This window comes from Saccharopolyspora sp. NPDC000995, from assembly GCF_053599315.1.
Map to the genome: position 1 here is coordinate 15,806 of NZ_JBSFLZ010000023.1, position 20,107 is coordinate 35,912.

Below are 20,107 nucleotides of genomic sequence, written 5' to 3' on the forward strand. Positions count from 1 at the left end.
GTCGTGGGATCCGGGTTCGTTCGTGGCACGGGACAGACGGCGCGGCTCAGCCGGACTTGACCGCAACGCGAAACCCCGGCGGCACGATGTGGACGTCCGAAGCGTCTGCGGCACTCGCCAGGTCGGCGGCCAGGACACCGATCAGAGGCGCGAACTTCGCCCCGTGCCCAGAGCAGGAGGACACCACGGTGACCCCGTCGGCGCGGTCGAGGACGAAGTTCTCGTCGGGGGTGTTCGTGAAGAGGCACGTGGTCTCGGCGTACGGCTTCGCTTCCAGGCCGGGGATGTTCTCCTGCACGTAGGAGGTGACTCGTCGGCGGTTGGCGTGATCGACGACCTGGTCCTGCTGCGAAGCTGACGCCAGCCGCTTGCCCCCGTTGAACTCCGCGACCTTCTGGCCGCGGAAACCTGCGTCCTCGCCGCCCGGCAAGCCGTACACCTGGATTCGGTCGCTCTTGTAGATGAAGGTCGGCCATGGCGCGGCAGGCGAACTGCCCACGCCAGCTCGATTCCGGTACGGGAAGTGGTATGCCTGTTCCTGACGGACCGCCAACGGCGGCATCCCGGTCAGGAACCCTTGCGGGAGCGACAGTTCGGACAGCAGATCGGGCAACCAGCCGCCGGCGCAAACCACAACTCGTTCTGCGTCAACGACGTCACCGCCGGTAGAAACCAGCCGGTAGCCGGCCCCAGCCTGAGCAGCCGACGCCACGTGCCAGCCCATCTCCAGGCGTGCTCCGTGCGCCACGGCGAGGTCGACCATCGCATCCACGGCGGCCTGGGCGTTGATCACGCCGGCCCCCGGGTGCCACAGGACCGGGGTGTCGAAGCGGAACTCCGGCCACCGCTCGGTAGCCCGCTGGACGCTCAACAACTCGTGGTCGATGCCGAGGTCGCCGAGGACCTGCGCGAGGTGTTCGGGATGGCGTTGCGCACCGAAGTCGAGGGCACCGGTCGGCGTGATGAGCTCCCCGCCCGCGCTTCGTTCGACCTCGTTCCACAGCGGCTTCGCCGCCAACACCAACCGGGAGTAGAGGTGCTCGGCGTAGGCGTAGCGGAGGATGCGCGCCGATCCGTGGGAGCTTCCGCCGAAGTGGGCTGGAGTCGCCTGCTCGAGCAAGGTGACCTCGTGCCCCCGGGAGGCCAGCTGCCACGCGGCGGCAGAACCTGCCAGACCCGCACCGATGACGGCGTACTGCGACTGGATTAGAGGCACGACGCGGCTCCGAAAGACCGTGGGATCGAGGTGGATGAGGACCATCAGACCTCGCGATATTCAGATCTGTCCAATACCTGTTCGTCGCGAACTGATACCCGAACCTTTTACAATCGGCTGGTGGATGTACGCCGCCTCCGGTACTTCATGGTCGTCGCCGACGAGCTGCACTTCGGCCGCGCTGCTGAACGCCTGCACATCTCCCAGCCCCCGCTGAGCCACCAGATCCGCCAGCTGGAAGCCGAACTCGGTGTCGAGCTGTTCCACCGCACGACGAGGCGGGTGCGACTCACGCCAGCAGGCGAAGAGCTGCGCAGACGGCTCGACGGACTCCTCGACGCCTTGGACGACGCCGTCACCGACCTGCACGAAGTGCGCGCGGGACGCGCCGGGAGGCTGACCGTGGGCTTCGTCAGCTCTGCCAGCTACAGCGTCATGCCCTTGGCCGTGCGGCGCTTCCGCCAGGAGCTCCCCGGCGTCGAGCTCGTGCTCAACCCCCTGACCAGCGGCGAGCAGTTCGACCAGCTGCACGACGGGACCCTGGACCTCGGGGTCGTCCGAGGCGGGGACGCGAGCATCGGCCTGCCCCTCCACGACCTCTACACCGAACAGCTGGTCGCCTGCCTGCCTTCGGACCACCGGTTGGCGTCGCACGCCGAGGTGACCCCGGAGGAGCTCGCCGGCGAACCCATGATCAGCTTCCCCCCGCGCGAGATGCCCGGGTTCGTCGCTCAGCTCCAGTTGATCTTCAGCAGTCCGGTGCCGTTCCCGAAGGTGACGCATCGGGTCGTCCACCAGGAGACCGCACTGGGCTTCGTGGCCGGAGGCCTGGGGTTCACCGTTCTCCCGGAGTCGGTATCCCGATTCAAACCGGACGCGGTGCAGGTGGTTCCCATCTCGTCGCGACCCACCACGACGATGATGGTCGCAGCCCCTCCCGGGGGTTCCCCTGCACATGCTGCTGGGGCCGCCTTCCAGCAATACCTGCGCATCGCCGCCCACGAGGCGCTAAGCGGCCGCGCACCCGAAAGCCCGGAGCGGAGCCGGCAAGCTTCGGGCTGAATAACCGGGCCAGGGGTGCACAGCTGAGCCGACTCGGATCAAAGCCCTTGGCCGGCAACACATTCGCCGTATCCGAGGTGCGGGCCGGGATGCCGCGCACGGCATCCCGGCGAACGTCACCTGGTCGGTTCTGACGTGCGACTCCCGGTGGTGGCCGGTGCTCGTCGGATGAAGAGGATGGGCAGGGCCAGGGCGAGTACCGCGATACCGCCCCAGATTCCGGCGATGGCCCAGCCAGCTCCCGCGAGCGCGAGCACCGGGGTGAACGTCACCGCCGTCACCTCGACCGGGAGCAGCGGCAGGTAGGCGATGGCGAAGTCCTCCAGGGTCCGGGAACGCAGCCGCGGGTCGATGATGCGCAGCAACGCGATCCCGGTCGAGACCGAACCGGTCGCCCAGCCCCAGGTGAAGATCTGCTTCTCGAACCAAGCGTCGCCGAGCATTCGCGGCGCGACACCGAGGCCGAGCAGCAGGCACAGCGCCAGTCCGACGACGAACAGGACGAGCAGCGGTACCCAGTAGCCGGCGACAAAGCTCGGCACGATCGAGGCGATGCCGCAGACCACGAGCACGTCGGTGGCGCTGCCCGAGATCGACTTGAGCGACTCGGGGTCGACGAACCGACGCGTCTTGGTGGCCGACAGCAGCCCGCGCAGGACCAGCCCGACCACGAACGCGATCGAGAACAGCGGGAACGACACCGATGGGAAGACCTCGCCGAGGAGCGTGTTCACCCCGTACGCCGCTGCGGAGATCACCAGGACGATCGAGGCCTGGAAGCTCAGCGACTCGATGGAACCGCCCGAGAATGTGTGCGTGCCGATCGCCGGTCGCTCCTCGTCCGAGCGGAGGACCCCGGTGCGGAGGTGCTCGGGCAGCCCGCCGAGTCCCTTGAATTCCTTGGCGTACCCGCGTTTCGCTCCGATCTTGGCCTGGATGATGCCGCCGACGATACCGACGAGCAATCCGACGGTCGCGGACGTGAAGGCCAGCGACTGCGCTTCGGTCCAGCCGCCCTCCCCGAAGACCGTGCCCATCGCCGCGGCCGAGCCGAACCCGCCGGCCCATCCGGCGAACAGCAGCAGCCCGAACCCGTCGGGAGTGCCGAACAGCGGGCCGAGCACCAGCAGACCGAGCACGACGCCGACGACGATCTGGGCCGCGTAGAACGCAACGCCGTAACTCGCGAACCCGGCCACCGAGCGACCGAGCCGCCGGAGGTCGACGTCGTCGGTCAAGGACAGGCAGGCGAACACGACCACGATGAGCACCGACGAGTACGCGCCGAGTTGCTTGGAGAAGGGCAGCAGACCCAATCCCCCGGGCCCGAGCACGAGTCCGAGCACACCAGCGATCACGCTGGCCGGGACCATCAAGGTCTGAAGCGGTCGGATGGTCGCCCGCAGCGCGGCTCCGACCACGAGGAGAAGGCCGATCAGGCCGGCGTCAACGAGCAGCGACCAAGCTGAGTAATTCACGGGACTCCTACGGTGTTGGTGGCGATGCCTTCCCGAGGCCTATTCGGCATCGGGGGCGGTGGGATGATTCGCGCTGCCGCGAGCGGGGTCGTCCCCGCCACCGAAACCGAGTGCCTGCTGGGCAGACCGGAAGGCCCGCGCGACGACCGGCAGCAACCCGAGCGGATCCCCGCTGGCGACCCGCGCACGCAGCGGCGAGCGCGTGGTCGTGTCGGGAAGGGGCAGGAAGCGCACGCCAGGCCAGGACGTGAGCCCGAGGATCTCGGAGACGATCGCCACGCCGTGCCTGGCCGAGACCAGACCCAGCATCGCCTGCTCGCTCTGCACGTGGGCCACCGGTTCGGCGGAGAACCCGGCTTCGGCGCAGGCCGCGGCGATCGCGTCGAAGGCGACCGGGGCGCGGTCCCGGGCGAACAGCACGATCCGCTCCGTGGCGACGGAGCGCAGGGATGCGGTGCCGGCACCCGCCAGGGGGTGATCGAGCGGAACGGCCAGCAGCAGCCGTTCGTCGGCTAGCACGATGTGGTCCGGGGCGTCGTCCGCCCACTCCCGGAGGATGGCCAGGTCGATGCGCCCGGCTGCGAGGGCGTGCCGCTGCTCGGAGCTGCCGAGGTCGACCACCACGGGATCCCACTCCGCCAGTTCCGGCAGCAGCGCCGGGAGCAGGGCGGGAAACGCGGAGGTCACCGCGGCGATCCGGACCGGGGTGCGGCCCGCGTCCCCGCGCACCAGCGTCTTGGTCTCCGCGGCCCTGCGGAGCAGGAAGATCGCCTCCGGGTAGAGGACATCCGCGGCGGAGGTGGGCCACACGGAGCGGCTGGTCCGCTCGAACAACCGCACCCCGAGTTCGTGCTCGAGGTTGGCGATCGCCTGGCTCACCGGAGGTTGCACGGTATGCAGGCGTCGCGCCGCAGCGGTGAAGCTGCCTTCCTCGTACACGGCCACGAAGTGGCGCAGCAGCCGGAGTTCCACATCAGCCCCCGAACCGGTCCGGCGCGAACAGCGAGAGGTCGTGCTGCTGCGGCAGTCCGAGGGCCAAGCGGGCCGCGATGTCGCCGAACGCGGGCGCGAGCTTGAAGCCGTGGCCGGACAGCCCGGCGACGACCGCCACGCCGGGCCGGACCGCACCGATCACGGCTCGCCGGTCCGGGGTGTAGGCGTCCATGTGGACGGAGTGCCGGCTCGGGTGCGCCGACAGGTCCGGCACCAGGGTGTGGACCTCGCGGCCGACCCCGGAAAGGGCGCTCGGTTCCAGGAAGCGGGTCAGCTCGGCGGGATCGTCGATCGAGCCCCAGGCGTCGGCCCAGCCCGCCTTCACCAGGGCGCCGTCCACGCTCGGGATGCCGAACAGGTGGACGTCGCCGAGGTCGCGGATGAAGCCGGGGAAGACCTCCGGTGCGTAATGCTTCGGGTTCTCCGGGGCGAACCAGGTCAGCACCAGGGGGCGGATGTCGAGGAACTCCCGCAGTTCCGGCAACAGCCGCGCCGCCCAGGCCCCAGCGGTGACGACGACGTGCTTGGCGGTGCGAACACCCCTCGCGGTCGAGACCCGCACGCCACCGGGAACTGCCTCGATCCCGGTGACCGGGGCGTCGTCGATCAGCTCCGCCCCCGCCCTCCGCGCCCGGCGCAGCGCTTCCTGCACCGCGGACTCCGGCCGCAGCACACCACCGAGCCGGTCGAGAACGCCGATCTCATCGGTGATCGAGCCGTGCTGGGGGAACCGGTTCTGCAGCTCCGCTGCGTCGAGCACCTCGTGCGGGATGCCGTGCTGCTGCACCGAGGCGAGCACGTTGCGCATGGGCGCGATCGTCGGAGCGCCGATCGACAGCACCCCCGAGGGGTGGAACAGGGTCCGCTGGCCGCCCTGCTCCAGTTCCTGCCAGAGATCGCGGGCCTGGAGCAGCATCGGGACGTACTCGGGGCTCTCGTGGTACCCGGTGCGGAACAGCCGCGACTCGCCCGCGTAGCCCCCGGCGTCGTGCCCGAGCGCGTGCCGCTCCACGCCCACGACCCGCGCACCGTGGATCTCGGCGAGGCACCAACTGGTCATCGCCCCCACGCTGCCGAGCCCCACCACAATGACGTCTGCATCCATGGACGGGGATTCTCAACTTCCCCGGCGAACCCCTGCAATACCTCACCGATATGAAAAGGGTGTCAAGCCATAGCGGATCTTTATAGATCGTCCCCTGGCCGCACCCCCAGCGGCCGTGGGGCACGTTGGAATTCCACTAGTATTCGAGACTGGAGTTAGTCGCGGCGGGCTGCGGACTCGCTGCCCGCCGACGGGAAGGTGAACCCGTGCCCAAGCGCGATCGTTCCGTCATGGACCAGGCGCACAAGGAGCTCAAGCGCAAGATCGTCACGCTGCAGGCCCGCCCCGGCGAGCGCCTGGACGACATCAGCTTGGCCGAAGAACTCGGCCTGAGCCGGACCCCGGTGCGCGAGGCGCTGTTCCGCCTGAGCTCGGAAGGCCTGGTCAACGTCGGCCCCAAGGGCGGCTTCACGGTGCGTCCCCTCGACCTGGTGGACATCGCCGAGCTCTTCGAAGCCCACATCGTCGTGGCGCGGGCGACCGCGCGGCTGCTGGCGGCTCGAGCCACCGAGGCGAACATCGAGGAACTGGCGAGGGCGAACACCGAGGTCAACGAGGCGATCAAGGCCGGCTCGCCAGCGACGATCTCGGCGGCGAACGCGCACCTGCACCGGCTGGAAGCGCTGCATGCGCGCAACGAGCACCTCCGCAGCTTGGCGTGGCCCATCCACGATCAAGGCCAGCGCCTCGCGTACCTGAGCTTCGGCGGGGACGCCGGACTCGCCGCGGACCTCGTCTCGCACTTCAAGCGCACCTGCAAGGACCACGAGGAAATGCTCGCGGCGGTGCGCGATCACGACGCGGACGCGGCCGAGCGGATCGCCGCCAGGCACGTCCACCTGTTCCGGGACAGGGTCGTGGAGTTCCTCCAGACCCGGACGGTGGACGGCATCGAACTGGCGGGCGAGCTGCCTGCCGCCCCGTTGGTGCCGCGCGGCTCCTGAACCATCCGCCGCCTGGCCTCAGCCAAAGACCCCGCGTCGCCCCAGGTGACGCGGGGTCTTGTGTTCGGGGACACCCCGAGGTAGTTTTCGTATACGGTTCGAATTCCAAATGAGCGGTCGGGTGGTACGAACCCGAAGTGGCCATCGAGCCCGTCGCCAGCGGCCCGCTCATGACTCCGGTCGGCTGGCGAAGTCCGCGATCTCCAGCGGGTGCGCACGTTCCAGGCCGCCCGACGATCGAGCTGACGCGAAAGGGTGGTCAGCGATGGAAGACCTCTACACCGTGCCGCGCGGTGTCCGACTCGACAGTGACTGCGTCCGTTCCGCGCTCGCCGGTGTTGGCATCGACTCGTTCTCGTACGTGGCCAATGGCGCCCTGAACCACGTATTCCTGCATCGTCGGCGCGGGTCGAAGCTGTCCGTTGTCGCTTGCAACACGACGAGGCGCCTGAGCGAGGTCGTCGGCGACACCATGCTGTGGCTCACGGTGCGCAGGGTCGCAGCCGATGCCGAGCTTTCCCCTGCGGCGGAAAAGAATTCTCCCGCGCCCGGCATGAATCCGGGACTGCCGGATGACGTGGCCGGAGACTACAGCGGCGGCGCCCCAGATTCGTCCACACCGGACCGTTCAGCACTTCCCCGGAGCGATCGCCGGGCCTCGTGGCCGCTCCGGTGCTCGGAAGAGGTTGGGAACCCCAGGGATCGGAGCTCGTCATGACCACAACGCAGGCCGACACCACGACCAGATCGGATTCCGATGCGCGGCGTGCCGTAGCCGCTGCCGGCATCGGATGGGGTCTGGACGGCTTGACCTGGACCATGTACTCCTTCGCGCTGACCGTGCTCCTGCCGGTGCTGGGCATCTCGACCGCACTGGCGGGTTGGGTCACGGCGCTGAGCATTGTGGCGTCCGCGGTCGGTGGCGTGATGTGCGGGGTGCTCGCCGACCGCTTAGGCCGCGTGCGAGTCCTGACCTGGGTGATCATCGGCTACAGCGTGTTCACCGCGTTGACCGCGACTGCGCAGGACTTTCCGCAGTTCCTGACTTGGCGGGTGCTGGAGGGCGTGGCATTCGGCGGCGAGTGGGCAGTCGGCGCGGCCCTGGTCGCCGAGTACACCCAGGCCGCCCGCCGTGGCCGCGTCCTGGCGTTCGTGCAGAGCTGCTACGCCATCGGATGGGCCGTCTCCACCGCGACGTACCTGCTCGTGTTCTCGTTCCTGCCGCCCGAGTTCGCCTGGCGGGTGCTCTTCACGATCGGCGTGCTGCCTGCGGCGGTGGCGTTCGTCATCCGCCGGACCACGCGCGACCGCATCGATCTCGCCGCTATCACGCCCGTGCGGCACAACCGGTTCGCGGCGCTGTTCACCCGCGGTCAGCTCCGGACCACGCTGCTCGCGACCTTGCTGGGCATCTGCATCCAGGGCATCTACTACTCGGTGTTCGTCTTCCTGCCGCTGTTCCTGAAGTCCGAGCGCGGGCTTTCGGTAATCGGTACCGCGAGCTACACCTGGGTCGTGATCATCGGCTCGTTCGCCGGGTACCTGGCTTCCGGGTTCGTCCACGACGCGATCGGACGCCGCCCCACCTTCGCGCTGTTCTTCCTCGGCTCGGTGGCGAGCATCGGTTTGTTCGTGTTCTCCCCCATCGCCCATCCCGAGATCGGGTACGCCATCAGCTTCGTGCTCGGCTTCTTCGCCTCCGGCCAGGCCGGCGGTATGGGCGCCTACCTCGCGGAGCTATTCCCGACCACGTCCCGGGCCTCCGGGCAGGCCTTCGCCTACAACGTCGGGCGCGGTCTCGCAGCACTCGGGCCGCTGTCCGTGGGCGCGCTGGGCGCCGCGATCGGGTTGGGAACCGCGGTGTTCTGGGTCGGCGCCATCGCAGCCGTGCTCGGGTTCGTCGCCTTGGCTCTGCTGCCCGAGACCCGCAACCGAAACATCCTGGCCGACACGGTCGGTCGGCAGAACTAATTGATCGAGGAGTTCTGATGCCCCTTCCCATGCTGGAGGATGAGCGCGGTTACCGAGTGGCCATCGACACCGGTGGCACGTTCACCGACATCGCGGTGAACCGACCGGACGGCTCTGTCTTCGTGTGGAAAGTCCCGTCCACTCCGCACGCTCCGGACGAAGCGGTGATCGCCGGCCTCACCGAAGCACTGTCCGAAGTGGCCGGTCAACCAGGTGAAGTCGCACGTTTCGTGCACGGCACAACGGTGGCCACCAACACCGTGATCACCGGTACCGGTGCACGCGTCGGCCTGGTGACCACTGACGGGTTCCGGGACCTGCTGGCGATCGGCTACCAGACCCGCCCTTGCCTGTACGACCAGACCGCGCGCCGCCCGCGTCCCCTGGCCCCCGCCGAGCTGACCTGGGAAGTGCGCGAACGGCTCGCGGCGGATGGCTCGGAACTCGCGCCGGTGGACCGGCGCCACCTGGACGAGTTGATCGCCCGGATCCGCGCAGCCGAACCCGACGTCGTGGTCGTCTCGCTGCTCAACGCCTATGCCAACCCCGCACACGAAGACCAGGTCGTCGAGGCGCTCCGCGCGGCCGAGGTGGCGCCGTCGGTGTTCGCCGCCACCTCGATCACAGCGGAAATGCGCGAGTACGAGCGCACGTCGACAGCGGTGCTCAACGGCTACGTCCAGCCGAAGATCGCTGGCTACGTCGACCGCCTCGACAAGCAGCTGTCGCAGGTCGGTGTTCCGGCGCGGCTTTGGGTGATGCAGTCCAACGGTGGTCTGCTCGGTTCGCGCGTGGCGCAGGAGCAGAGCGTTCGCACCGTCCTTTCCGGACTCGCCGGCGGTGTGGTCGGCGCGGCGCGGTGGGCCCGGCAGCTCGAACTGCCCTCCGTGGTCAGCTTCGACATCGGCGGCACGAGCACCGACATCGCGCTGATCCGCAACGGCGTGCCGGACGAGATGACCGCAGGTGAGATCGAGGGATACCCGCTGCGCATGCCCATGGTGGATGTGCATACCATCGGGGCCGGAGGCGGTTCCATCGCATGGCGGGACTCGGGGGACGGGCTGCGGGTCGGGCCGCACAGCGCAGGTGCTCGGCCCGGACCCGTGTGCTACGGCCACGGCGGGACCGACATCACAGTCACCGATGCCCACGCACTCCTCGGCCGCCTCGGCGACAGCCTGCTCGACGGGCGCCTACCGCTGGACGTGGCAACTGCACGGCAGCGACTAGCGGACTTCGCAGGAGATGTGGGGCTCGGTGACACCGAGACCGCGGCCGGTGTCTTGCGCGTCATCAACGCGACCATGGGGCGCGGAATCCGCAAGGTCAGCGTCGAGCGCGGAGTGGATCTGCGCCAGTGCACGCTGATGGCCTTCGGCGGAGCCGGTCCGCTGCACGCCGCGGAGCTCATCCGCGAGCTGGGCATGCGTGCCGCGGTCGTTCCGCCGCACCCGGGAATCGCGTCGGCGGTCGGCATGCTGGACACGCCCGTGCGACACGACTTCGCCCTCAACGTGTCGGCGACGACCGCCTCCGCGATGCCGTCCGTGTCCGAAGCGTTGGAAACCTTGGCCGCTCAGGCGCAGGACTTCCTGGCCGAAGATGAGGGTGTCAGCGCCACTGACGCCGTGGTCGAACGTGCCGTGGACGCTCGCTACCTCGGGCAGAGCTACGAACTCCGCGCCGCGTGGACGGACGATTTCGCCGAACTGCGCCGAACATTCGACACGATCCACGAGGAGCGCTACGGGTTCTGCGACCCCGACGCTGCATTGGAAATCGTGACCGCGCGTGTCACGGTCACCGCGGGATGGCAAGAACAACGCGTCGAGCCGAAACTCCCCAGCGGTGATGCTCCCGGCCCGGTGGGCAAGCGCCGCGCGTACTTCGACGGCCAGTGGCACGACACCCCCGTCTACCGCAGGGAGCAGTTGCCGGCGCACGTCAGCCTCACCGGACCCCTCGTCCTGCAACAGCTCGACTCCACCACGGTTGTCTCCCCCGGGCAGGCGTGCCGGCACGACGAGCACGGATTCCTGCACATCCACCCGGAGGAAGCCCGATGACGCAGCACATCGCCCTGGACCCCGCCGATCTGGAGATCGCCCGCAACCGCCTGGAATCCATCGCCGAGGAGGTCGGCACCGCGCTGATCCGCACGTCCTACTCCCCCAACATCAAAGACCGGCGCGACTGCTCCGCAGGCGTCTACCGCGCAGGCGGCGAGCTGATCGCCCAAGCCGAGCACATCCCGCTGCACCTGGGCCTGATGCCCACCCTGATCCGCAACACCCTGGCCGAGATAGGCGTCGACTCCCTGGCCCCAGGTGACGTCGTCATCACCAACAACCCCTACCTGGGCGGATCGCACCTGCCGGACACGTGCCTGATCACGCCGGTCCACGTCGACGGCGAGGTCATCGCGGTCATCGCCAACATGGCCCACCACGTCGACGTCGGCGGGCTCGCCCCGGGATCCATGGCCACCCACGCCACCGAAATCTTCCAGGAAGGCATCCGGATTCCGCCGCTGCGCATGATCAAGCGCGGCGAGATCCAGCAGGACGTCCTCGACCTGCTGCTGACCAACGTCCGCACCGCCGACAAGACCCGCGGCGATCTCATGGCCCAGGTCGCGGCCAATAGCCTCGGGGCCCGGCGCATCCAGGAGCTCGTCGGGGACTGGGGCGTGGCGCGGTTCCGCGCGGCAGGCCAGGCGCTGATCGACTACGCCGAACGCCGCACCCGCGCGGCGTTGCGCGCGATGCCCGACGGGTGCGCACGGTTCGCGGACTACCTGGAGCACACCGGGGTCCGGGAGGACGATGTGCCCATCGTTGCCACGGTGAGCAAGCGGGGCGACGAACTCGTGGTCGATCTGACCGAGTGCGCGGACCAGGTTGAGGGAGCGGTGAACTGCTCTTACGCGATCGCGGAGGCTTGTGCGGCGTACGCGGTCAAAGCGCTGGCCGATCCGACGCTGCCTTCCAACGAAGGGCTCATGCGCCCGGTCTCGGTGCGCACTCGCCCGGGCAGTGTGGTCGCAGCGCAGTTCCCGGCGCCGGTGTCCAACGGCAACACGCAGACCGCACAGCGCATCGTCGACGTCCTCTTCGGCGCGTTCGAACAGTTCGTTCCCGACCGCGTCCCGGCGGCATCCAGCGGCAGCATGAGCATCGTGACGATCGGCGGCCACGATCCCGAAACGCAGCGTTACTTCTCGTACGTGGAAACCTACGGTGGCGGTCAAGGTGCGTTGCCGAGCATGGACGGCGCGGACGCCGTGCACACGCACATGACGAACACCAGGAACACCCCGTGCGAAGTCATCGAGCGCGAATACCCGCTGCGCGTCAAGCGGTACGCCATCGCGCACGGGACCGGCGGGGCCGGAAGGTTCAACGGCGGCAGCGGACTCGTGCGGGAGCTGGAAGTGACCGCTGGGCGGGTGTCAGCGGTGGTGGCCACCGCACGGGTCACCCGGCGCCCGTGGGGGCTGCACGGCGGCGAGCCCGGATCCCCGGCACAGGTCCACGTCACCCGCAACGGCAGTTCGCAGCAGCTGTCCGCGATGAACCGCCTCGACCTGCAACGAGGTGAGACGCTGAGCATCCAAACCGCAGGCGGCGGCGGTTACGGGCAGAACGACGATTGACGCTGCGCGGAAGCCACGCGCACGGCCCGACCAACCGGGCCGTGCGCGTACGGTGGCCGAAGCGCGCACTGCTGGGAGAGACAATGGATCCACGCGTGGCGAACACCTCGGTCGACGGCAGGCACGGGCCCATCCCGGTCCGCGTTTACGCCCCTTCGGCCGCGGCCGCGGCCGCGCAGCGGCGCGCTCCCTTCGTCTGGATCCACGGCGGCGGCTTCATCAGCGGCGGTCTTGACCAACCCGAGTCCCACGCCATCGCCCACGCCATCGCCGCGACCGAGCGCACCGTGGTCACCGTCGACTACCGACTGGTGGCGCCGTTCAACCTCTTCCGCAGGCCCAAGCCCGGCCCGCTACCGGGCGTGCGTTTCCCGGTCCCCCTCGACGACGTAACCGACGCGTTCAACTCGGTCCTCGCCCAGTCAACAACCGGGGCAGCGACCTTGGGCGGCGCGAGCGCCGGAGCCTGCCTGGCCGCAGCCGTGGCACTCCGGCTCCGCGACCAAGGCGCCACGGGGCCGTCCCGGCTGGTGCTCGCCTACGGCACCTTCCACGCCGCGCTCCCGACCCCGTCCTCGCAACTGGCCTCCCGCCTGCGCGGCCGCCATGGCATCCTCCGGCTCCGGCCGGGCACCGTGGAGAGGATGAACCGCAACTACGCCGGCACACCTGCAGCGATGACCAACCCCCACGCCTTCCCCGGAGGCGCCGACGCCGAAGGGCTGCCCCCCACCCTCTTGCTGGACGCCGACCGGGACTCGCTGCGCGCCTCCGGCGAGGCCTTCGCGGCCGAACTCGCCGCCGCGCACGTACCCGTCGAACACCACGTCATCCCGGGAACGGTTCATGGCTTCCTCAACAGACCGAACCGCCCGCACTTCCGCGCCGCCATCGACATCATCGTCAAATACCTCAACAAAAACGCCGCGGGATAACCCACTCGGTTCGCGTGCACAGCTCGATCCACCACAACGAAGTCCTCAATGGCTCGCACGACGGCGTTCGATCCTCGCCGGCATCAGCCATGTATTCAAAGCCAGGGCAACGACCCAACGCCACAAAGCGGGACCGCGGCTGTCGGGGTCGTCGGCCCGCTTTAACGCAGGTCGACGCGCTGTTCAGACCGCCCGGCCGGCAGGACCTTGACCCCGCACCCCTCGAACCCATCGAAGTCCACAATAGACAGTTGCTCCCGAAGCACGGGAATACAGGACAAATTGCCTCAGTGCGGCGTAGTCCAGGTCACACTTTCCCCTGCACCAGCACATCGTCGAAGCCGGTGCACCCCCTCCCGGTTGCAGCTGCCGCCTACGCCGGAACGGCGTAAGCGACGATGTTGTCCTCGTATTGGCGGGTGCTGTCGTCGAAGGGACCTCCACAGGTGATCAGCACCAGGCGCGGATTGCCGGTCCGGTCGAACAGGTCCGCCGGCAGGGAAGCCTTGGGATAACTGCGCACGGCCGCAATCCGGTACCGGGTCGTGCCGTGCGCGGAGGAAACCTCGAGAAGATCGCCAGGCTGGAGTTCAGCCACCCGGAACAGCGCGCCCGGGCCGGCGCTGCGGGTATCGACGTGCCCAGCCAACACGACTGTGCCTGTCCGAGAACCCGGCGCGGCGCCAGCGCTCCACCAGCCGACCACATCGGGTGATTCGGGCACGCTCAGCTGGCGGTCCGGCCCGGGCAGCACTGGCTGCACCTGCGCGTCGACACCCATCGCCGATAACCGCATGCGCTGTGGCACCTCGCTCAGCGACACCGGCGCCAGAGCTTCCTGCGCTGGAGCCGGAGAAGGCCCCGCATGGGCAGGCGGAACGGTCCCGGTGTGCGGCAGTGCGGGACCACTGACCAGAGCGTGGCCGAGTCCCGCCGCCGCGGTCACCAAGCCCAGCGCCAGCACGACAACCGGCGCCCGGCGTCGCCATGAGCTCACCCGGTCCGCCGGCGCCACCGCAGCAGCACCGCACCGGCAGCCACGACCATCGCCAAACCGCCCGCGATCAAACCCAGATCTCCGGCGCTGGACTGCGCTCGCTTCGCCAGGCCGCCGGAACCCGTATTGGCCCCCTTCGGCGGAATTCCGACGGCGTTCGCAGCCTCCTGGGCATGGCTCAGGTGCTTGAGGACCACCGGAAGGAAGTCCTTCGCGAAGTTCTGCACGTCAGCATCCCGACCGGAGTCGATATCGGAACGCGTAAGCGTGCTCGCCTCCTGGTGCCCGGAGATCTGCGCATGCAGGTAAATGGTGTCGAACATTGCGCCCGACGCGCTCTCCAGCTGTTTTCCGGTGCTCTGCTGTTGCGCATTCGGCGACGACGGCAGCGTCACGCCCTTCTGCTCCGCCAGTCGTTCGAGCTTGCTCTGCGCGTCCTGGTGGTCGGTGAGCGTTTCCTGCGCCAGCGACCGCACCTGCGGCGTGTTGGCTTTCTGGAGCGCCAGCTTGCCTATGGTGATCTCCGCCAAGTTCACCTGCGCGGCCTGCGTCATGAAAGAATTGTCCTGTTCAGGCACTGCGGCCGCGTGCGCCGCTACGCCGGGCACAGCCAACGCCGCCACCATCGCCATGCCACCGACCGCGACGGCAGCGCGTTTCTTCATCTTCGTCATCGTCCCCCCAGTAAGAATCATTGCGCGGTCTGGATACCCCCGCGTGCGGCAGCAGAAACCTCGGTGAATTACCGGATCTCCGGCCGGTGGTCGGTCGCGGCATCACCAGAGATACCCAGCCTCCACCGATTCTCGAAATCTTTTTCCCAGTTCACCGTGCAGGCAACCAGTTGATCGATGCCGACGGCAGCGTCACCGACCCGTTCACCCGAGACTGTTACAAACGGGTCTCCTGCGGCCAGGAGCTCGCGGCGGACAACCTGATCGCGATGCTGGAAGCGATGAAGATGGAGAATCCGGTCACGGCCCACAAGACGGGCACGGTCACGGGCCTGTCGGCTCAGCAGGGCGACCCGGCCCCGCAGGACACAACCCTCTGCGAGCTGAAGGACTGAACGTCTTCGGCCGTGAGTCTTTTGGGCAGCTATCGACGCTGTTTGGGGACTCGCTATGCGGCGGTGGTGTATCTGGCGGCGGTGGGGTGAAGCGAACATGCGCCGTTGACGTTGCTGCAGTCGGGGCCCGTGGATGGTCCGGCGCAGGTCGACGAATCGCACCGAATGCCCCGGGCAATCGCCGAGCTCAGGCGCCGGTGGCGTTGGCCCATCCCACGAGCGCCTGGAAGTACGCGTGTTCGAGGTGCAGGAGGGCCTCGTCACGGGTGAGGCCGGTGTCGACGAGGTCCAGGATCTCGCGCGGGTCGAACATGATGTTGCACAGGAACAAGGCGTGTTCGAAGTGCTCGTCCGGGATCTCCAGGTGCCGCATCACGCTTCGGACCGGTCGTTCCCACGCCTCTCGCACCGTGGCGATGACCGGGTCGTTGCCGCGCAGCCTCGCCAGGAAGCCGCTGCGGGAGCGCAGCTGCACCATCGCGGCCCCGTAGCTTTCCAGCAGCCGGGCCCATTCGCCTGCGACTTCCTCGAACAGCGCCGGACCGGTTTTCGGGCAGTCATGGCTGTAGTCGCGCAGCTCGACGATCACTCGGTGCAGGTAGGCGTTGAGCAGGTCGTCCAGCGCCGAGTAGTACCGGTAGGCGGTGGGCACCGACAGGCCGGCCCTACCCGCGATCGCGGGCATCGAGACACCGCCAGGGTCGGTGCGCAGCAGCTCCCCCGCAGCTTCCAGCAGCCGCTCTCGGTTGCGGACCGCGTCCCGGCGTGGCCGGCTGCGGGCCGGCGCGCGGCGCCCCGGTGTGGTGGTCAGCGATGCCTCCTACAGTCGCGCGAGGGTCTTCTGCATGCGGTTAAGTCCTTCGTCGAGCGTAGCGAAGTCGGCGGCGAAGGAGAGCCGGATGTGGCCTTCCCCCGAGGGGCCGTATTCGCTGCCTGCGCGGACCGCGACACCACCAGCCAGCAGGCGCTGCACGACGTCCTCGGACCGCAGTGCGCAGCGGTACTTGGCGAAGGCGTAGAACGCGCCTTCGGGGTTGGTCGCATCGACCTCGTCCATCTCGGCAAGACGCTTGACCACCAGGTCGCGGCGCTCCTGGTAAGCGCGCAGCATCGGCGCCGCTAGTTCTGGGCCGAGTCGCAATGCGGTGATGGCCGCCCGCTGGGCAGCGGCGTTGAGAGCGCTGTTGAAGGTGCGGTGCACATGACGGATGGGCGCCGTCATCTCGACCGGCGCGACGACGTACCCGACCCTCCAGCCGGTCATTGCGTAAGTCTTCGACAGCGTCTGGCAGTAGATGAGGCGCTCGCGCAGGGATTCGACGGCGAGTGCGGAGGTGAACGGCACCCCGTCGTAGACGATCTCGGCGTACGCCTCGTCGGCGAGCACCAGTACATCGGTTCCGTCCAGCAGCTCACCCAGGGCGCCCAGCTCATCACCGGTGAACACGGTACCGGTCGGGTTGACGGGGTTGCACAGCACGATCATCCGCGCGCCTCGGAGGGCGTCGGCGAGCGCGTCCAGATCGAGTCGGTGACCTGATGTCGTCGGGACGAGCACCGGTTCGCCACCGGCCAACCGCACCGCGTCCGGGTAGAGGGAGTAGGTGGGTTCGGGGATCACCACCCGATCTCCCGGGTTCACGGCGGCGAGGACAGCAGCATTGATCGCGGCAGCGCCGCCGTGGGTCACCGCGACGTTGCCCTCCGAGTACGCCCGGCCGGACAGCCCGGACGCAGCCGCGGCGATCACCTCACGGAGTTCGGGGTCGCCGTTGAGATCTCCGTAGTGGGTGTAGCCGTCGGCGAGCGCGCGCCGGCAGGCTTCCACGATCGGCTCCGGGGTCGGGAAATCGGGTTCGCCCATGGCCAGCGACACCGTCCCGGCCGGCGGGACCGCGCCGGCCGGCCGAAGCGACGAACGCTGAACACGGGTGATCGCGAGCGACGGCTGGAACCGGACCACAGCTTCTCCTCATGACGAGTGACTCGGCTAGCTCGACACAAAACCGAGAGTAGAGTCTTGGTTACGAGGCAAGCATAGGAGAAGCAGGTGCCCCGCAGTCAAGCCTCATCCATCGGTCACGATCGCCGTTTCGGCTGTGTAATCAGCACGGATTTCCACGTGCAACCTATTGACAATGCGGAACCCTCTCGCCACGCTGTCCTGAACTGAGATGACAATCTCGAATCGAGAGGGAAGTTGCATGGGTGCGGTAGTCGATCTCGTCGCGGATCTCGGGGAGAGCTTCGGCGCCTACCGGATGGGTGATGACGAAGCGCTCCTCGACGTCGTCAGCTCGGCCAACGTCGCGTGCGGCTTCCACGCCGGCGACCCGCGGGTGATGGATACCACCGTGCGCGCCTGCGTTCGCCGCGGGGTCGGGGTCGGGGCGCACCCCGGGTTCCCCGACCTGGTGGGATTCGGCCGGCGGGCACTGGAGATGACGCCGGACGAGGTGCGCACCGACGTGCTGTACCAGATCGGCGCGTTGTCCGCGTTCGCCGCCGCGCAGGGCACCCGGCTGCGCCACGTCACCCCGCACGGCAGGCTCGGCAACCTGGTGGTGACCGACGACGAGTACGCCGATGCAGTCGCGGATGCCGTGCAGTCCTACGACCCGTCGTTGATCATCGTGGTGCAGGAAGGCCGGCTGGCCGTGCACGCACGCTCGCGCGAGCTCCCGGTCGCGGTCCTGGGCCTGGCCGATCGCGCCTACCAGGACGACGGAACACTCGTGCGCCGCTGCGAGCCCGGTGCGGTGATCCACGATCCTCGCGAGGTCGCCGAACGAGTCGTGCGGATGGTCACCGAAGGCGTGATCCGATCGATCAACGGTCGCGAAATCCCGGTGCGGTGCGACTCGGTGCTGCTGCACGGCGACACCCCAGGTGCGGTCGAGCTGGCCCGCACCGTCCGTCGTGAACTCGTCGCCGCGGCAGTGCGCATCCGACCGCTGACCGAGGTCCTGGCCACCAAGAACGGAGCCGCCCGGTGATGGCCCCGCCAACATGGCAGATCACCGACTTCGGCGACTCAGCGGTACTGGCCAAAGCGGTGGGCTCGGACCCCGAGCTCTGCTGGCAGGCCGTGCAGCACTTGGCCGACGCCCTCGAACCCGATGATCGGGTCAGCGACCTGATCGCCACCTACGACAGCCTGCTCGTCGAGTTCGACTGCGACGAGGTCACCCACACCGACCTGACGGAAGCGGTGCACCGAACCATCGCAACCCAACCCATCGCGCCAGCACCGCTGCGCGGCCGCGCCTTCCGCATCCCAGTTGTCTTCGGCGGCACCTGCGGGCCGGATCTTCCTGCCGTCGCTGAAGAACTGGGCATCACCGAACAAGACGTGGTGGACGCGCTGTGCAGCCGTGAGTTCCCGGTCCGCTTCCTCGGCGCGCCCGCCGGAGCCCCCATGCTGGACGGCACGCCATTCGCCCAGCCGATCAGCCGATGCCCGCAACCCCGCGTCGCCGTCGAGCCGGGTTCCGTCGCGCTGTCCGGCCACCAAGCAGTCATCTACCCGGTGCGTTCCCCTGGCGGCTGGCGGCTGATCGGGCGAACCCCGCTGACGCTGGTCGACATCGCCGACGAGCCGTACGTGCCGTACCAACCGGGAGACCGGTTCCGGTTCGTCCCCATCGACGCCGATCGCTGGAGCGACTGCGCCGCCCAGGGCCTGGAGGGCGAGGATGCCTGAGGAACTCCATGTGCGCCAGGCCGGTATCGCTGCCATCACCGACCTCGGACGCCGCGGGCTCGCCCGGCGGGGCGTGCCCGTCAACGGTGCCGCCGACCAGTACTCGGCGGCCGTGGCCAACATCCTGGTCGGCAATCCGCGCAGCGCCCCGCTGATCGAGATCACCGCGACCGACTTCACGCTGAGCACCACTCGGCCCGTACTGGTCTCCGTCACCGGAGCACCGGCCGAGGTGACCATCAACGACCACCTAAGCCGGATGTGGGAACCGCTGTGCCTTGGATCCGGCGCGACCATCCGGGTCGCAGTGCCAACGGGAGGGCTCCGCTGCTACCTCGCGGTGCACGGAACCATCGACGCACCAACGGTTTCCGGCAGCTGCGCACCGGACTCCCTGCTGGGTGTCGGTACCCAGCTGGCGACCGGGGCGACGATCGGCCTGCGCAGCGACTACCGACCGGTCGACCACCCGGTCTTCCGCCATCCGCTGTTCTGCCTGGGAGCCGAGCCGCCTCGGTTCCCCGACCCCTGCACGATCGACGTCACCGACGGACCGGACATAACCGAATTCCCTACCTGCCGCGAACTCCTCGCATCGGCGACCTACGCGGTCACCCCGCGCAGCAACCACATCGGACTCCGCTTGGCCGGCCCCATGCCACCGCGCTCGAGCTCGGCGGAGGTGCTCTCGCGCGGCATCCCCGTCGGCGCCGTCGAAGTCCCGCCCTCCGAAGAGCTGCTCGTGCTGCAACGAGGCCGACCAGTCACCGCCGGATACCCCGTGATCGCGGTGGCCACCAAGATCGCCCAAGACGCGCTGGGGCAACTCCGCCCCGGCCAGCACCTCCGATTCCGGTACCGCACCGTCGCCGACGCCGTCGCGATGCACAGGGCCCGCCAGCACCGGCTGAGAACTCTCGCGAACCGGGCCTGCACGGTCTTCGCCGCACTCGGCATCTCCTGCCGCACCGCCTGA

General features: G+C 68.7%; 18 protein-coding genes. 10 read left to right on the forward strand and 8 right to left on the reverse strand.

Translation table 11 applies throughout. The features are described 5' to 3' along the window. Positions 1-46: 46 nt before the first annotated feature. On the reverse strand, positions 47-1,216 hold the full coding sequence (locus ACWDKQ_RS10880) for an FAD-dependent oxidoreductase (RefSeq protein WP_450138552.1): 1,170 nt from the start codon (positions 1,214-1,216) through the stop codon (positions 47-49). Between the two features lie 120 nt (positions 1,217-1,336). Between ACWDKQ_RS10880 and ACWDKQ_RS10885 the strand changes: the two genes are divergently transcribed. Continuing rightward, positions 1,337-2,278, forward strand: a complete 942-nt coding sequence (locus ACWDKQ_RS10885) for a LysR family transcriptional regulator (protein WP_450138553.1) — start codon at positions 1,337-1,339, stop codon at positions 2,276-2,278. A 116-nt stretch (positions 2,279-2,394) separates the two neighbouring features. Here ACWDKQ_RS10885 and ACWDKQ_RS10890 read toward each other — a convergent pair whose 3' ends face one another. From ACWDKQ_RS10890 to solA, 3 genes are read right to left on the reverse strand one after another with little or no spacing between them, the layout of a single operon-like run. Further along, complete coding sequence (locus ACWDKQ_RS10890; RefSeq protein ID WP_450138554.1) at positions 2,395-3,756, reverse strand: sodium/glutamate symporter; 1,362 nt, start codon at positions 3,754-3,756, stop codon at positions 2,395-2,397. 39 nt (positions 3,757-3,795) lie between these two features. Then, positions 3,796-4,728 (reverse strand): LysR family transcriptional regulator, encoded by a 933-nt coding sequence (locus ACWDKQ_RS10895; RefSeq protein WP_450138555.1) that lies wholly within the window; start codon positions 4,726-4,728, stop codon positions 3,796-3,798. Between the two features lies 1 nt (position 4,729). Then, a complete protein-coding gene (gene solA, locus ACWDKQ_RS10900) occupies positions 4,730-5,854 on the reverse strand; it encodes an N-methyl-L-tryptophan oxidase (protein WP_450138556.1) in 1,125 nt (374 codons plus the stop codon). Positions 5,855-6,060: 206 nt separating this feature from the next. Between solA and ACWDKQ_RS10905 the strand changes: the two genes are divergently transcribed. The 5 genes from ACWDKQ_RS10905 (at position 6,061) to ACWDKQ_RS10925 (ending at position 13,362) form a co-directional block, all read left to right on the forward strand. Next, a complete protein-coding gene (locus ACWDKQ_RS10905; protein WP_450138557.1) occupies positions 6,061-6,798 on the forward strand; it encodes a GntR family transcriptional regulator in 738 nt (245 codons plus the stop codon). A gap of 714 nt (positions 6,799-7,512) precedes the next feature. After that, a complete protein-coding gene (locus ACWDKQ_RS10910; protein ID WP_450138558.1) occupies positions 7,513-8,769 on the forward strand; it encodes an MFS transporter in 1,257 nt (418 codons plus the stop codon). Positions 8,770-8,786: 17 nt separating this feature from the next. Then, positions 8,787-10,838 (forward strand): hydantoinase/oxoprolinase family protein, encoded by a 2,052-nt coding sequence (locus ACWDKQ_RS10915; RefSeq protein ID WP_450138559.1) that lies wholly within the window; start codon positions 8,787-8,789, stop codon positions 10,836-10,838. After that, positions 10,835-12,427, forward strand: a complete 1,593-nt coding sequence (locus ACWDKQ_RS10920; RefSeq protein ID WP_450138560.1) for a hydantoinase B/oxoprolinase family protein — start codon at positions 10,835-10,837, stop codon at positions 12,425-12,427. The genes ACWDKQ_RS10915 and ACWDKQ_RS10920 overlap by 4 nt, the downstream gene beginning before the upstream one ends. Positions 12,428-12,522: 95 nt before the next feature. Further along, positions 12,523-13,362 carry an alpha/beta hydrolase gene (locus tag ACWDKQ_RS10925; protein WP_450138561.1) on the forward strand — a complete coding sequence of 280 codons (840 nt, stop codon included), beginning with the start codon at positions 12,523-12,525 and terminating at the stop codon, positions 13,360-13,362. A 373-nt stretch (positions 13,363-13,735) separates the two neighbouring features. On the opposite strand, the gene ACWDKQ_RS10930 is transcribed toward ACWDKQ_RS10925, so the two are convergent. Both ACWDKQ_RS10930 and ACWDKQ_RS10935 read right to left on the reverse strand, forming a co-directional pair. Next, positions 13,736-14,359, reverse strand: coding sequence for a class F sortase (locus ACWDKQ_RS10930; protein WP_450138562.1), 624 nt, complete (start codon positions 14,357-14,359; stop codon positions 13,736-13,738). Beyond that, positions 14,356-15,024: a DUF4142 domain-containing protein gene (locus tag ACWDKQ_RS10935; RefSeq protein ID WP_450138563.1), complete on the reverse strand. Its 669-nt coding sequence runs from the start codon at positions 15,022-15,024 to the stop codon at positions 14,356-14,358. The genes ACWDKQ_RS10930 and ACWDKQ_RS10935 overlap by 4 nt, the downstream gene beginning before the upstream one ends. 95 nt (positions 15,025-15,119) lie before the next feature. Here ACWDKQ_RS10935 and ACWDKQ_RS10940 point away from each other — a divergent pair, with 95 nt between their 5' ends. Continuing rightward, positions 15,120-15,428 carry an acetyl-CoA carboxylase biotin carboxyl carrier protein subunit gene (locus ACWDKQ_RS10940; RefSeq protein ID WP_450138564.1) on the forward strand — a complete coding sequence of 103 codons (309 nt, stop codon included), beginning with the start codon at positions 15,120-15,122 and terminating at the stop codon, positions 15,426-15,428. A gap of 187 nt (positions 15,429-15,615) precedes the next feature. Here ACWDKQ_RS10940 and ACWDKQ_RS10945 read toward each other — a convergent pair whose 3' ends face one another. Together ACWDKQ_RS10945 and ACWDKQ_RS10950 are read right to left on the reverse strand one after the other, a co-directional pair. Beyond that, positions 15,616-16,239, reverse strand: coding sequence for a TetR/AcrR family transcriptional regulator (locus tag ACWDKQ_RS10945; protein ID WP_450138601.1), 624 nt, complete (start codon positions 16,237-16,239; stop codon positions 15,616-15,618). Positions 16,240-16,248: 9 nt separating this feature from the next. Further along, entirely contained in the window at positions 16,249-17,391 is a 1,143-nt protein-coding gene (locus tag ACWDKQ_RS10950; protein WP_450138565.1) for a pyridoxal phosphate-dependent aminotransferase, read from the reverse strand. A gap of 241 nt (positions 17,392-17,632) precedes the next feature. Here ACWDKQ_RS10950 and ACWDKQ_RS10955 point away from each other — a divergent pair, with 241 nt between their 5' ends. Genes ACWDKQ_RS10955 through ACWDKQ_RS10965 form a run of 3 tightly spaced genes read left to right on the forward strand, consistent with a single transcriptional unit; the run spans position 17,633 to position 20,107 of the window. Further along, a complete protein-coding gene (locus tag ACWDKQ_RS10955) occupies positions 17,633-18,424 on the forward strand; it encodes a LamB/YcsF family protein (protein WP_450138566.1) in 792 nt (263 codons plus the stop codon). After that, entirely contained in the window at positions 18,424-19,131 is a 708-nt protein-coding gene (locus ACWDKQ_RS10960; protein WP_450138567.1) for a 5-oxoprolinase subunit B family protein, read from the forward strand. The genes ACWDKQ_RS10955 and ACWDKQ_RS10960 overlap by 1 nt, the downstream gene beginning before the upstream one ends. Next, complete coding sequence (locus ACWDKQ_RS10965) at positions 19,124-20,107, forward strand: 5-oxoprolinase subunit C family protein (RefSeq protein ID WP_450138568.1); 984 nt, start codon at positions 19,124-19,126, stop codon at positions 20,105-20,107. The genes ACWDKQ_RS10960 and ACWDKQ_RS10965 overlap by 8 nt, the downstream gene beginning before the upstream one ends.

What these genes read in the sequence shown, in the direction of transcription:
- ACWDKQ_RS10920 (WP_450138560.1), top strand. Translation starts at nt 10,835, where the DNA reads ATGACGCAGCACATCGCCCTGGACCCCGCCGATCTGGAGATCGCCCGC.
- ACWDKQ_RS10935 (WP_450138563.1), bottom strand. Translation starts at nt 15,024, where the DNA reads ATGAAGAAACGCGCTGCCGTCGCGGTCGGTGGCATGGCGATGGTGGCG.
- ACWDKQ_RS10965 (WP_450138568.1), top strand. Translation starts at nt 19,124, where the DNA reads ATGCCTGAGGAACTCCATGTGCGCCAGGCCGGTATCGCTGCCATCACC.
- ACWDKQ_RS10910 (WP_450138558.1), top strand. Translation starts at nt 7,513, where the DNA reads ATGACCACAACGCAGGCCGACACCACGACCAGATCGGATTCCGATGCG.
- ACWDKQ_RS10960 (WP_450138567.1), top strand. Translation starts at nt 18,424, where the DNA reads ATGGCCCCGCCAACATGGCAGATCACCGACTTCGGCGACTCAGCGGTA.
- ACWDKQ_RS10915 (WP_450138559.1), top strand. Translation starts at nt 8,787, where the DNA reads ATGCCCCTTCCCATGCTGGAGGATGAGCGCGGTTACCGAGTGGCCATC.
- ACWDKQ_RS10955 (WP_450138566.1), top strand. Translation starts at nt 17,633, where the DNA reads ATGGGTGCGGTAGTCGATCTCGTCGCGGATCTCGGGGAGAGCTTCGGC.
- solA (WP_450138556.1), bottom strand. Translation starts at nt 5,854, where the DNA reads ATGGATGCAGACGTCATTGTGGTGGGGCTCGGCAGCGTGGGGGCGATG.